Genomic DNA, 13357 nt, shown 5'->3' on the forward strand with positions numbered 1-13357 from the left:
GATACTCAGGGTGATAACTGCACAGCAGGCTGTCTGTTTGTTGGGGCGGTTTGGGAGAGTTTTCTCCTGAACCGCCCCTTTTTTGTGCTTTTATTGTCCGGACTTATGTGTCTTGTGACCGACCGTGTGGGCTTGTTGCATTCCGGTCAGTCTGGAGTGCGCCGGTATAGTGCGCAAATATGACTAACTTTCAGTGGCGACCAGCGACAGACTCCGACCTCCCCTTCATTGCCTGGATGGACGAACTAACGGAAACGTTCGGAGATGAAAGTCAGCCACTGCCGGAAGATTATGTAGTCACGAGGCGTCAATACGTCGACCAGTGGGACGCGAGTCAGGGCGGGGTTATCCTTTTCGCCACTTCGCTTGACGACGCTGACCTCGAGTCGCTCAGTAGCGACATGACCCGCACTGATCCATTTGAACCGAGGGTTTCTCGCGAGGCTACTTACAGTGCGGCCGCCATTAAGGCGGAATGGTTGGAGCGCGGGGATTCGTCGTCAAGCGAAGAGCACGAGAGCTACGAAGTGCCGGTGGGGGCGGCCTGGCTGCGTACGTTTACGCAGGACGGACCGGGGTACGGTTTCGTGGAAAATGGGATTCCTGAGGTAGCGATTGCGCTGCGTCCAGGTGTTGTTGGGCGCAGGCTGTCGCAGCCGATGATTGCGGGGCTCCTTGAGTATGCGCGTGAGCTGGGGTACCCGGGGGTTAGTCTGGCTGTCCATGATGCCAATCCGCGGGCGGCGAAAGCTTATGTGAAGGCGGGGTTTGAGCTAGTGGGACGCTCGAGCTTCCCGGACCATGACGTGATGGTGGTGCGGTTTTAGGGTTTCGGCGTGCAGTTTTTGGTGGGGGCTGCGCGGGTGGTGAGGGACTGCGCGGGTGGTGGGGTGTTTAGGTCAGGAGCGTGGCAGCGTTTCGGAAAAAGGTTCGAAAAAGTTGAATTAGGGGGTTGTCGGGTGTCGAATGGGTGTGCGATAATGTGGGGGAGGGAAATTAGTTAGTCCATTTGGGGATTCGGATTGCTAGCGTTTTAAAAGGGGGGTGGGGAAATGTCTACACCATCGGCGTCAAACGGCGGTGGACCGCTTTCGACATCGCAGGTTTTAGATGCGGTTGCGCAGTTTGAAGCTCTGTCGACAGTCATCGTGGAGAACTTCGAAGTACTTGCACCGGATCATGCGCACGACGCATATAAGTCGATTGAGAAAGCGCGAAAACGACTCGCAGTAATTGATGCGACTTATGTGGAGACAATGAAAGGGCGGATGCCCAGCGCGGAGCACCGAAGGATCGCGTGGCTAGCGCAGGAGATGCGAATCTCGCGAGCAGAAGCGAGGCAGCGTATCAATGTCGTCGGACGTCTGAGTAGGAATGTTGATCCGTTTGCTCCGGCGAATGAGGATGTGCGAATGCCGAACCTTCGTCAGAAAGTTGAGGAAGGTGTTGTCGGTGCGGATGCTGTTGCGAAGATTGACAAAGCCGTTCGCGAGCTGCCGGCAACGGAGCATGCACAGCTGTCTAGGCTGCTGGACAAGCACATTGCAGATTTAGTGGACAAAATCCGTGTTGATGATCTCAATAAATTGCCGAACCGTCTGCGGGCGATGCTGGGGGTTGATGACCCGTATACGGATGAGGACCGTGCTCGGAAACGAAGCCTAAAAATCGGTGCTCAAGGGCCGGATGGCATGAGCCGGTTGAGCGGTGTGGTTACGCCTTCGTTTGCGGCGGTGCTCAAAAGGCTGCAGGCAGATTATGCGCGACCTGGCGGGTTGCTCGAAGAAGGTGCCGATGACCAGCGGAATCCGGAGCAGCGTTTCCATGATGCCGTGGAAGCGGCGGTGAATGGGGGCTTTCAACCGGGCGGTGAGCTTCAGCCGGCGCGGGGGACGACATCGGTGGTCACCGTCGCGCATATCGCAGATGTGGCAGCGTTAGCTGGAGTCTCCCTGCCTGAGGGGGAAGATTTTGTACTTCCTGGATCGGGTAAAGCGGTCTCAGACGCGGGAGTGCGAATTTCCATTAGTCAGGCCGTGCAACAGATGGTCGATAGAAATTCGTTCCTCCAAGTCTTGGGGAATGAGGGGCAGACCTTGTACTTTGGTCGATCCCGCAGGCTGGGGACTTTGCCGCAGTATCTGGCCCTTCTTGGAGAGGAAGGAGGTTCCTCCGCGCCGGGCATGGGCACTCCGGGAGCTATGTGCGATGTTCACCATGTGCAGTCGTGGGCTTCCGGTGGTGGCACTGACCTGGATAATCTCACGTTGGTGGATCCGGGTACGCATCGAAAGATCGATGATGCTCGATGTGATGAAAATGCTTGGTGGACGCTCCGGCCGGATGAGGTGCCGGAGATTCTAGGAACTGACGAAGGGGACGGGGTTAGCGGGGAGTGTGAGCCGGCCTCTACTGATCGTGTGGTCTGGGTGCCCCCGAAAGACGAGGAAGGAAACCGGAAAGCGGAATCCAATGAGGACCCCGATACGTTCGATAGCCCGGGGCGCTGGTTGCGTCGTAAAGCGCGAGAGAAACGGACGAGGGACACAGCGGATGGCAATGGTGGGACGGGACAGGATCCCGGTGGGTAGTCGGATTGGGAGGCGGGGCCTGGCTTAGAGGTTGATCTTCCGTTTCGTAGTCAGCTTTGCGTTAATGAAGCGGTTAAGAAAAGGGGTGCCGACGCTGGCGGCATAGTGCAGTAGTTTTTCTGCGGTGGCACAGCCGATTCCATGGCCGGTGCCTGAGATGAAAACGGCCATGTGGGCAGCATCTTCAGACACCTTCCCAAGCTCCTAGTTTTAATAACGTACATATCGCGCTACCAAGTCAATCGATTTAGAATCCGGAATTATGACAACATCCATCTCGGTACAAGAGCTTCGTGACAAGATTGCCGGCGGCGGTCGCATCGTCGTCGTTGACGCACGCTGGTCGCGTGCTAAAAAACCATATGACTCCTACGCCACGGCTCACATCCCACTGGCCGTGTTCTGTGATCCCGAGTTGGACCTAGCAGGTGTTCCAAGCCGAGAAGCTGGTCGCAACCCGTTGCCGGATATCGAGCGTGTGCGCGATGCCGTCCGTCGATGGGGAGTCCGCTCGGAGCATCTGGTGATCGTCTACGACGCGGGCGATGGACTGTTCGCGTCACGTGCTTGGTGGATTCTGCGCTGGGCAGGTTTGGAGAATGTGCGTGTCCTCACCGGTGGGCTAGCTGCTTGGGAAGCAGATGGAAACGAGACTGCCTTCGGGCCCGGAAATCTGCCGCGGCCTGGAACGATTGCAGTGAGTGAAGGCAATATGCCTGTTGCCAGCCTCGATGACGTGCGCACCTGGTCTGAGCGTGGAATTTTGGTGGATGCGCGTGAGCCCAGCCGTTTTGAAGGTCGTAGTGAGCGCGTCGATCTGCAGGCAGGTCACATCCCGGGTGCCGTGAACCTGGCGGCTCGCAGTCTGCAAAATGCCGACGGCTCCTTCCTGCCTGTTGAGCAGCTCCGTGAGCGCTTTGCCTCCGTCGGTATCGAAGACGGTCGCAATGTAGCGGTCTACTCCGGTTCCGGTCTTCATTCCTCGCTGTTCATTCAGGCTATGGAAGAAGCGGGCATCACGGGCGCCGCTCTGTATGTCGGCGGCTGGTCCCAGTGGGCTGGCGATCCGAGCCTGCCTATCGTCCGCTTCTAAGCGGGCCCGGGCCAGGGCGACCGCCCCGGGGCCCTTGATGTGCCGTCCATGTGGCTTTTGCCCCTCGCCCTTTACCGTCCTAGAGAGTCCCGTACGCTCTCTCCTCGGGCATTGGCATTGCGCCAGACGGGGGACGGCATCTTGTCGCTGACCAAATAGAACTGCTTCTGGCTTAAGCTAGGAGATTAATGATTCCCCTAGTATTCACCCTCGCAGCGATTCTCATCATCGCCGCAGTCGCGCTGTTCGTTGTCGACCGCCGCCGTCGCAGCATAAGTGAGACTGCTGTGGCGTCTCCGTCATCGCCATCGCTTTACGACGAGCCCTCGGACTTCACCGGCGAAGTAACCGGTGTGGCGGCAGAAGATGTTGTGCCCGAACTGCCGGATTCTTCAGAGCAAGGAAGCTCCGAGACAGCTTCTGTGGCGAGACCGAATATCGCAGCTGATGCTGACTCTCACTCTGAGGTTGCCGCTGAGACTGATAGCGCCGCTGAAGTTGATTCTGAAACTGAGGTTTCGACGACAGAACTGGGGACTTCAGCTGTAGAAAAGACACCGACGGAGCCTGAATCTGTCTCGGGAATCGAGCCGGCGGCCACTGCTGAAATGCCCGAAGCAACAGAAGACGCGGGTGCTGCCGAAACATCGGAAGCAGCAGCTGATCTGAATGCGGGAACGGACGTGACTCTCCGAAGCGGCGCGGAGTCTGGCACAGAATCTGGAGCAGGGCCTGGCGCGGAGCCAGCCGAGTCGGTGACTGCTGAAGATACCGATACCGCGGATGAGCCCGAGACAGGTTTAGTGGGCGATGCCGTTGCCACAGGGGCCGACAGCACCACCGCTGCTGACGCTCGCACTGGAACTGTTGGGGGTACAGAATTCCGGGCTGCAGCCGGCGAAAATGCCGAGACTGACGAAGTGCCGCAATCATCCGATCGTGCGGCGCGCACCCAGGCCACCCAGGCCACCCCGCACACTGAGCCCACCCAGCCCGCGCAACCGCAGCGCGCTCAGCAGCAATCAGTGGCCCCTATCCGTCGACGTATCAGCGGTCGCCGTGTGCGTCACTTGCGGAAGGCCTGGGCGCAGGAACGTAATTCTGTCTATAACCGTGTGGACCATGAGCTGCCGTCGTACTGGCAGCGTACGCCGGACGGCGATGCCAAGGCCGTGGTCTCCGGTTTCGCCTTTGGCCGGGAAATGCACCTCGCCGATGTCGGCGGCATCACCACCATCGCCATCCGCCGCTCTGTATCCAGCGATGAGGTTTTCGAGTTGCGCCGCAGCGGCGGCACGACGCTGCCTCACGTAGCTACCGAAGCCGGCCTGGTAGTCGCAGCTACCGACCCAGAGCTCATTCATCGCATCTTCGACGACCGTGCAACCCGCATGCTTGCCGACGTACACCCGGCCATTACCCGCATGTGGTCCGAAAACTCCTGGTCCTTGGCTCAGCTGATTGATAATTCAGTGCCAGAGGACTGGGACGGTGCACTGGCATCGCTGTCGGACTTCTCCGACATTGCGCGCAGGTTGCCACCGGCGGAAGGCGAAACCGTCGCTCCGGACACTAATCAGTGGGATCCCACTCGTTTGCAGCTCACCGAGCAGTCCGTTGACTCTGGTTCCTTGATTTCGGATGGAACCGGGCGTGGGCACTTGCACGCGGTACCAGATCAGCGTCGCAACGGTTCTGCTAACCACGAATCGCAGGATCACAGCTCACAGAACGGGCATGCCCAGAGTCACAGCGCGCAGAATAGCAAGGGTGAAGAGCCGCTGGACGTTGAGGAAATTGTTTACGCAGATTCTCCTTCGTCCTCGTCCGCTGCTACCGCGGATGCAACCACGGATGATTCGCAGTGGCCGTCGCAAAGCAATGCACAACCCACGGTGGTGCAGGCGATTGACGGTTCGTCGTGGCGCCCTACGCGGGATATACCGCTGGATCCGACGGCGCTGCCTTCGCGGTCGACGGCACGAAAGATGGGTGCAAACGTTGGCGAGTCGGAGGACATTGGAGATTCTGGCCAGCAGATTCCTGCGCTTGGGGAGGACCCCGAACATAGCCGGATGCGCTCGAGCCAGGGGCGTGTGGTGCGATCAAATGTGAAGCCCGCCAGTATTTTTACCGACGCCGCCCCAGACCTCGACAGCAGCGACGACCCCACCGAATCTATGTCCGAGGACAAGGGCGTAACCCCTGATTCCGCGGACGAGTAGAACCAGACATATCCTTGAGCACACAGTCGTTTATTTAGGAGACAACCTCAGATGAGCATCCACACGAGCAATGTCAATCAGGAGAAGCTGCAGCGTTTGGCCGAGCTGGTCAAGGAGCTGGCGGTTGTTCATGGCAAGGTCACGCTGTCGTCTGGACGTGAGGCTGATTACTACGTTGACCTGCGCCGCGCCACTCTACATCATGAGGCCTCGCGTCTGATTGGTTCTCTGCTACGAGAGCTCACTGGAGACTGGGACTACGCGCACGTCGGTGGTCTGACGCTTGGCGCGGATCCGGTGGCTACCTCTGTCATGCACGCCGAAGGGCGTCCAATTGATGCCTTTGTGGTGCGTAAGGAAGCCAAGAAGCACGGCATGCAGCGCCGCATCGAGGGACCGGACATTGTAGGCAAGAAGGTCCTGGTTGTGGAGGACACCACCACCACGGGCAACTCGCCGCTGACTGCCGTCGCTGCACTACGTGAGGCCGGTGCTGAGGTTGTCGGTGTCGCCACGGTGGTTGACCGCGCGACGGGCGCCGACGAGGTCATCAAGGCTGAAGGCCTGGACTACCGTTACCTGCTCGGTTTGGATGACTTGGGTCTGGCCTAAGAATCTGAGCGCTAGAGCTATCGCCGAGCCTCACCCTGCTCGCCGAGCCTCACCCAGCTCACCGCCCCAACGCAGTCCCACGAAAGAGGAACATCCCCATGACCACCAAGCGCGCAGGACTCCTGTCCAAGCTCACCACGACCAAACTTCCCGGCACCAAGGAAACCGTCGCTGACATGTTTGTGCGTCGCACGGGCGAGGGCCTCGGCGCACTCGTCGGTATCGCCAGCGCAAGCTCCGACACCCGCCGTGCCCCAGAACGTGCCGGCTATATCGCCGCCAGTGCGGTCAACGTTGTCTCCAGTGCCTTCGGCTGGGAGACTCCACGTCGAGTTTCCAAGACTGTCCTCATGCCACTGTTGGCGGCCAATGTTTGGCGCCGTCGCCACGAGACGTCTCGCTTTACGACGACCACCCTGCTCATCGGCCTCGCCGGCGGTTGGCTGGGCGACTTGATTCTCATGCCGAATAAGCCGAACCTGAACCGCGGTTCTGTGCCGTTCGCAGTTAACCAGGTTGCCTACCACGTGCTGCTGTGGCGTGCCGGAGCTCGGATTAGCGCGCTGCGTGCTGCCATTCGCTTCCCACTGTGGGCTGGTTCGGTACCGCTGGTCGGTGCTGTAAAGCCCGAGGCGCTGCCCGCTGCTGTTGGCTACGGTCCGCTGCTGGCTGTGACCTCCGCACTGGCCGATGACCCGGCGCTGCTGGAGGGTGCCGGTGCTGTCGGTACTGATGAGCAGACCGGCCTGCCGATTGCCGATGCCGCCTACGGCCTCGGCCACGGTGGCAACCTGTTCCTCGTCTCCGACACGCTACTGATGGCTCGAAAGATGTTTGCGGAGGAGGGCGTCGTCGGCAAGCTTCTGAATGCGGCAGTGATGGACACCTACACCGTGGCGCAGTTGTTCCTGGTCGAGGGGCTGTTGGCTCTTGACCGCGCCTGAGCCCGGGAAGGGGCCGACGGAATGGTTTGAGGCTCGTGTCGGGGTGGGGCCGTGGGAGCAGGAGCACCCGAACGAACCCCGGCCGACCGGCCCAGAATACGATGAGCAGCTTCTGGATGAGGGCGACCGACGTAATGTCGTCGATGCCTACCGCTACTGGACGATGGAGGCTATCGTCGCGGAGCTGGATAAGCGTCGTCATCCGTTGCATATCGCCATCGAGAATTTTGAGAATGACTCCAACATTGGCACCGTGGTACGCACCGCAAATGCCTTCCTGGTGGAGGCCGTGCACATCGTGGGGCGCAAGCGTTGGAATCGTCGCGGCGCGATGGTGACTGACCGCTACCAGCACTTGCTGCACCACGAGACGGTGTCGGAGGTCATTAGCTGGGCGCGCGAGCATGATTTGGCTGTCGTGGCCGTGGACAATGTGCCGGGCTCCGTACCCATCGAAACCGTTGAGTTGCCCGAGCGTTGTCTTTTGCTCTTCGGCCAGGAGGGGCCGGGAGTGACTGAAGAAGCACAGCAGGCGGCGGATTTGACGGTGTCGATTGCCCAATTTGGCTCGACGCGTTCGATAAATGCGGGGGTAGCGGCGGGTATTGCCATGCACTCTTGGATTCGTACTCATGCAGATATCACCGCGGCCTGGTAATTGTCTGCTTAGGTGTTTTATTTCGAAGGCTGTTTTAGAGCTGTTTCGCAGCCGTTTTAAGGAGAGCCAGTGGTTCTAAAAATGTCGCGTCCGGAGGCCGAAACGTGGGCCTATCGTGCGGACGTGGCTGAACAGGCGATTCGCAACCGTCATGCGGCGAAGCTGTGGGGTCTTCCGGGCACGAATTTGGCAATGGCTTCCTGGCCCGCGCCGCTTCGACATAAGGTCTTCATCAACTGGCATTACTGGTGGCAGGCGCAGTATCTCGACTGCCTGGTAGACGCAGCCAAGCGCGTGCCTTCTAAGGAGAAGTACCGCGCTATCCGCCAGACCACTCGGGGTATCCGCATTCGCAACCTCACGCTGCTGACCAAGAACAAGTACTACGACGATCGCGCGTGGATGGCGTTGGCGCTCGGGCGTGCCGACGCTGTCCTCGGCGCATCGGTGCCCAAGAAGACGACAGCACGGCTGATTTCATGCTTGGGCGATGGTCGGCAGGAGTCCACGGGTGTGCTGCCGTGGCGTGAGCAGGACCTCTTTTTCAACGTCCCCTCGAACGGTCCTGCAGCCATCGCTCTGGCCCGGGCTGGTCGTATCAAGGAGGCAGAGGAACTTATCGATTGGGTTTACGCCAACCTCCTGTCGGACTCAGGGCTGCTCTACGACGGCATTCGCTTGTCCATGGCAGGTGCCGTCGTGCAGAAGGGCATGTTTACGTACAACCAGGGTGTCATGATTGGCGCTTGCCTCGAAGTGGGACTTGCGCTTCGGGCGCACGGCCAGCGTGAACAGGCGACGAAGTATTTCACGCGCGTGCAAAACCTCATCCACGCGGTGGCAAAGGATTTGGCGACCACCGACAATGTTATCGCCGGTGCCGGTGGCGGCGATGGTGGTCTGTTCAACGGCATCCTGGTGCGATACCTCGCCGATGCGGCGGTGCGTTTGCCTGGAGACAATCGCATGAATCGCGCGGCAGCTCGCATTGCTCGCCGACTGGTTCTGGCTTCGGGGGAGAAGTGCTGGTACCACCGCCTCGAGGTTGATGGCCTGCCGCTTTTCCCCGCAGATTGGAACGATAATGCTCAGTTCCCACAGGGCGGTTCGGTTGCGCAATCAGTCGGTGGCGCGGTTCGCGGTTCGGCGATTAAGGAGCGTGACCTCTCTGTCCAACTGTCGGGTTGGATGCTGATGGAAGCGTGCGCCCGAGTGGCCGATTTTGTTGCGACCAAGCTGGAAAATGGTGAGTCGTTGGATTCGACGAAGCCGAGCTGCCCGGAGTAGTCGGGGAACGCTAGTTGGTCGTCATCTGGCGCTTGCCGACGTTGTACCACCGCGCTGTGCCCGCCGTTGCCAACAGGGAGTCACCTACTGAGCCCCTGCCATCGCCACGTGATGCCTGGCACAATAGGACGCATGAAACTCAATGACATGATGGCTCCTGCTCCCGTGAAGCTCCCCGTTCTTGACGAGGCCGTTGCTGCCCGCAACGGTGGCGCAAGCCCGGAGGCCGTGGTTCGCGCATGCCCGCGCGATTCCCAGGCTTGGGCGGATTTGGCTGAAAGCGCCTTGTCCGAGGGCCAGGAGATTCAGGCCTATGCCTTCGCTCGCACTGGTTACCACCGCGGTCTGGACCTGCTGCGTGGAAACGGCTGGAAGGGGTTCGGAGCCATTCCGTGGGAGCACGAGCCGAATCGTGGTGTGCTCCGCGCCTTCGCAGCGTTGGCTAAGGCTGCTAAGGCTATCGGCGAGGATGATGAATTCGATCGCATGATGGCGTTGCTGCGTGACAGTGATGAATCCGCGTTGCCAGAACTGGGTCTTTAATCGCGCACAGAGATTCAGCGGGCACATAAGAGTGCACAACAGCACAACGGGTACATAAAAAGCGCACAGTTTTTTACATGAGGATGGTGACTTCGGCATGGCTGGCATAGCTGGTGGGGAAGATAAGGATGCCGCAGCTGCCAGGAATCTAGAGGACCTTGCTCCCGCGCATGTCGACGACCTCGTCGAAGCTAAGGAAACGCAATTCGTCGAGGATAATCCGCGCCCGGATTTCCAAGATTTTCGCAATACGTACCTACATCCGGCCTCCCGCGCAGCAAACAAGTTGCGTCAGAAAGTGAGGCCCCGCACGCGTTTCCTCCATGCGATTGACCGTGTGCGCTCCCGTTGGATGCTCATTGTCCAAGCCACGTTAGCCGCTGGGTTGGCCTACTGGTTCGCACTTGAGGTACTGGGGCACCCCAACCCGTTCTTCGCGCCGATGGCCGCTTTCATCAGCCTCAACGTGATGACCGCAGGTCCTCGCTTAAAGCACTCTGTGGAGTTGGTGCTCGGTGCCTCGTTGGGAGTCGGCATTGGTGATGTGATTATCTCCATCCTCGGCTCGGGTATCTGGCAGCTGACCGTCGGTGTGTTCGTCGCCATGGTCATCGGTGTGTTTGTCGGTCGAGGACCGCTTGTGGTCAACCAAGCGGCATCTTCAGCCGTGCTCATCGCCACCATTATTCCGCCGGGCACCGCTGGTTCTTATTACCGAATGATCGATGCTCTCGTCGGTGGTGTGGTGGGCATTATTGTGCTCATGATATTGCCGCGAAGCCCGCTGGCGGGTGCTCGCCGCAAGGTGGCCAAGGTCCTCGACATGGGTGCAGATGTACTTTATGACATCGGCATCGGCATGAAAGAGGGCGACACCGATCGCATCCGCACCGCACTGAGCGTGGTGCGCTCCATGCAGGCGCAAGTCTCGCTGATGGACCGCACTGTCGCCGACGCGGGCGAGCAGGTCCGTATCTCGCCGTTGCTCTGGCGCTCCCGGGATCGAATCCACTCGCTGTCACGTATGGTTCATCCCGTCGACAACGCCATGCGCAACATCCGTGTGCTCGCGCGTCGCGCTATCACAGCACGTGAGGACCACATCGACTTCTCGTCCGAACTGTGCGCACTTGTTCTCGGCGTGTCTGAAGGTACGCGTCTGGTCAGTCATGTGCTTGACGACGAAGCCGCCGTGCGCCGAATCCCAGAGTGGGGCGAGTTGCCTTTCGAGTCCGGCGACATCGCTATCGCTCAGCTTTCCGAGGGATCCGGAGAGGTCAAGCTTGAAGACGTGGTTCGGTACTTGCGTCGTCTAGCGGCGAAAATGCACCCGCGCGTGATCGAGGACGCAACGCTGTCGGAACAGGTTGTGTTTGCGCAGTCCCGCTCCTTGGTGGTGGACCTGTTGCAGGTGTGTGGCCTGTCCAGACGTTCAGCTGTGGCAACGCTGCCGCCGACGACGCCGTTCCCAGCAATGCCACCGGAGGTATGGGACGAGTAGCCGGTGAGGCGTGGGCGAGTAGTGGCTCGCTAGGCGCCAGGCGGTTACTGCCCACGTGCTCCGGCGCACATGCTACTGCCCACGTGCTACTGCAGCGTGCTCTAGTGCGGTACGCGCTTGACCTCGACGCCACCGAAAGCGACGAAGCCGCGCACAATAATCTTCGGAGCCTGTCCTGCGCCAGGAGCAGGAAGGTTACGTCCCGGGTTTCCAGTAACATCCGTGCCTCCGAAGATGGGCAGCACGTCGACATCAACCTGGTAGTGGTCGGGGACAATGACGTCGACTCCACCGAAGGCGCAGCCAATGTTGACGACAGTAGCTTCCGCGGTCAGGATGGCCTCGCGGAAATCCAAGCCAGTCCCGCCGAAGGCCGCCACCGTGGTGTGCGTGGGAGCGCACGTCCATGGGCCTCTCTTGTCGGTGCCGCCGAAGATGCCGATGGAGAGCTTCGAACCAGTTGCCGCGGCGGAGCTATCAATCCGAGCTGGTTGATGATTGTTGGCTGCATTCGGTGCCACCGAATGGTGCTCGTCCGGGACGCTGTGTAGGTTCGGGCGCAGGTTAGGGTTTGGGTGCGCATGTGGAGTCGGCTCGGCCAGGTTCGCGGGCAGCGACAAGTCCTGTGTCAATGCGGGCAACTCATCGATGTACGTCGCCTTTTGGGCTTTCTCGGTGCGCTCCTGCAATTCCGCAAAGTCAATCTGGCCATCGCGGAATGCCCATTCCAAGCGTTCCAGCGCAGTGTGGCGGGCTTGGTCGCCAGCGCGTAGCCGTGGGGTGTTGTCAGTCATGATGCTGTCCTATCGAGGCAGTGGCGGGCAGTGGCTTTAACACCCAAATGTTATCTGTACTCGAACTTTCGCGCAGGTCACTTTCATGCACGCCACTTTCGCACAGGCAGACCGTGGCTATTGCCCGCCGCAGTTAGTGCACAATCTGCAAGTCGCGAAGGTGTCGGTACAGAGTTGTCTTCTCTCTCGGCTTTCGTGACTCCACGCCATCGCGCACATATCGGAAGCCCAGGCCACCAACTTGAACTGCCCGACCCGTCATCGGACGGTGTAGCTCGCGGGCCGGGGCTTCTTTCGCTTTACGACGGCCACCGCGCCCCAATCCGAGTCGGCTCAGCAGGCCTTTGCCGCTCTCACCCTCGTTACCGTTTTCCGCATCCGGCGCCGGAACTTCGGCCGCAACGATGCCCGGGGCATCGGGGGTAGGGCGAATCTGCAGGCCGGTGGATGTGCCGGAGAACATCTGATGCTCGTCGACATAGACCTCGCCAGTAAACCCGTTTGCCGAGGACACTCCGGTAATTCCCGGCTCTGTCAGTAGGGCGTAACCAACAATTGCGTGGCCGGTGTCGTCGCGAATCAGCGGCACTGGCGTCGTCGGGCGTGTGAGCGCGGCCGCCGCATCGAGCCCTTCTCCTCCTTCGATGCCCCAGTTTTTGGCCGCGGTCGAGGGCGCGGTGGGGACATGTGCCACTTCAATCCACAGGAGGTTCTTGCGCATCAGGTAGGTTGCCACGGTAGCCAGTGCCGCGTCGGTGCCAACGACCACAATTCGTAACGGCTCGCTCGGCTTTTGCGGAGCGGGTTGCGGAGCGCCTAAGTGGTCGACTTTCTTCTGCTTGGAGATTTCCTCCGGCGTCGGAGCTGTATCGACAGGCAGTACGTCCTTGGCCAGGTCGTCGATGAAAGCCAGCTCCTTGCGGGTGGGGATCATCGCGACGTCGTGAAGCGCATAGGCGGGTGGTGCCGGAGTAGCTGGTGCTGATGGTGTGGACGGTGCTGATGTAGACCATGATTGGCGGAGCAATTGGGAAAACGCGGGTACATCGGGGCCACACTGCAGCACAACAATACGCATAGGACTACACTCTAATGCGTCGTCTGCAATC

Annotated in this window: 13 protein-coding genes; 10 read left to right on the forward strand and 3 right to left on the reverse strand. The window is 60.0% G+C overall.

The window, feature by feature from the left end; genetic code table 11:
- The first annotated feature begins 179 nt into the window (after nt 1–179).
- Nucleotides 180–827 (forward strand): GNAT family N-acetyltransferase, encoded by a 648-nt coding sequence (locus HMPREF2547_RS07165; RefSeq protein ID WP_070605329.1) that lies wholly within the window; start codon nt 180–182, stop codon nt 825–827.
- A 225-nt stretch (nt 828–1052) separates the two neighbouring features.
- Nucleotides 1053–2591, forward strand: a complete 1539-nt coding sequence (locus tag HMPREF2547_RS07170) for an HNH endonuclease signature motif containing protein (protein ID WP_049169846.1) — start codon at nt 1053–1055, stop codon at nt 2589–2591.
- A gap of 24 nt (nt 2592–2615) precedes the next feature.
- On the opposite strand, the gene HMPREF2547_RS10905 is transcribed toward HMPREF2547_RS07170, so the two are convergent.
- Entirely contained in the window at nt 2616–2783 is a 168-nt protein-coding gene (locus HMPREF2547_RS10905) for a hypothetical protein (protein WP_187401481.1), read from the reverse strand.
- A gap of 70 nt (nt 2784–2853) precedes the next feature.
- Here HMPREF2547_RS10905 and HMPREF2547_RS07175 point away from each other — a divergent pair, with 70 nt between their 5' ends.
- The 8 genes from HMPREF2547_RS07175 (at nt 2854) to HMPREF2547_RS07210 (ending at nt 11454) form a co-directional block, all read left to right on the forward strand.
- Nucleotides 2854–3684 carry a sulfurtransferase gene (locus HMPREF2547_RS07175; RefSeq protein WP_016421551.1) on the forward strand — a complete coding sequence of 277 codons (831 nt, stop codon included), beginning with the start codon at nt 2854–2856 and terminating at the stop codon, nt 3682–3684.
- A 188-nt stretch (nt 3685–3872) separates the two neighbouring features.
- Nucleotides 3873–5909, forward strand: a complete 2037-nt coding sequence (locus tag HMPREF2547_RS07180) for a type III secretion system chaperone family protein (RefSeq protein ID WP_070605332.1) — start codon at nt 3873–3875, stop codon at nt 5907–5909.
- A 51-nt stretch (nt 5910–5960) separates the two neighbouring features.
- Nucleotides 5961–6521 carry an orotate phosphoribosyltransferase gene (gene pyrE, locus HMPREF2547_RS07185; protein ID WP_049169851.1) on the forward strand — a complete coding sequence of 187 codons (561 nt, stop codon included), beginning with the start codon at nt 5961–5963 and terminating at the stop codon, nt 6519–6521.
- 98 nt (nt 6522–6619) lie between these two features.
- Nucleotides 6620–7465, forward strand: a complete 846-nt coding sequence (locus tag HMPREF2547_RS07190) for a lysoplasmalogenase family protein (protein ID WP_016421548.1) — start codon at nt 6620–6622, stop codon at nt 7463–7465.
- Complete coding sequence (locus HMPREF2547_RS07195) at nt 7452–8123, forward strand: TrmH family RNA methyltransferase (RefSeq protein ID WP_038626765.1); 672 nt, start codon at nt 7452–7454, stop codon at nt 8121–8123. Before HMPREF2547_RS07190 ends, HMPREF2547_RS07195 begins: the two co-directional genes overlap by 14 nt.
- Before the next feature lie 69 nt (nt 8124–8192).
- Nucleotides 8193–9410 (forward strand): glycoside hydrolase family 76 protein, encoded by a 1218-nt coding sequence (locus HMPREF2547_RS07200; protein ID WP_049169856.1) that lies wholly within the window; start codon nt 8193–8195, stop codon nt 9408–9410.
- A 132-nt stretch (nt 9411–9542) separates the two neighbouring features.
- Nucleotides 9543–9953 (forward strand): DUF3151 domain-containing protein, encoded by a 411-nt coding sequence (locus tag HMPREF2547_RS07205; RefSeq protein WP_016421545.1) that lies wholly within the window; start codon nt 9543–9545, stop codon nt 9951–9953.
- A 97-nt stretch (nt 9954–10050) separates the two neighbouring features.
- Complete coding sequence (locus HMPREF2547_RS07210; protein WP_005510217.1) at nt 10051–11454, forward strand: FUSC family protein; 1404 nt, start codon at nt 10051–10053, stop codon at nt 11452–11454.
- Nucleotides 11455–11555: 101 nt separating this feature from the next.
- Here the strand turns inward: HMPREF2547_RS07210 and HMPREF2547_RS07215 are convergent, their stop codons facing one another.
- Together HMPREF2547_RS07215 and HMPREF2547_RS07220 are read right to left on the reverse strand one after the other, a co-directional pair.
- Complete coding sequence (locus HMPREF2547_RS07215) at nt 11556–12248, reverse strand: DUF1707 SHOCT-like domain-containing protein (RefSeq protein ID WP_070549992.1); 693 nt, start codon at nt 12246–12248, stop codon at nt 11556–11558.
- Between the two features lie 133 nt (nt 12249–12381).
- On the reverse strand, nt 12382–13326 hold the full coding sequence (locus tag HMPREF2547_RS07220; protein WP_224433541.1) for a hypothetical protein: 945 nt from the start codon (nt 13324–13326) through the stop codon (nt 12382–12384).
- Nucleotides 13327–13357 lie beyond the last annotated feature (31 nt).

The organism is Corynebacterium sp. HMSC055G02, from assembly GCF_001809065.1.
Lineage (GTDB): Bacteria > Actinomycetota > Actinomycetes > Mycobacteriales > Mycobacteriaceae > Corynebacterium > Corynebacterium jeikeium_D.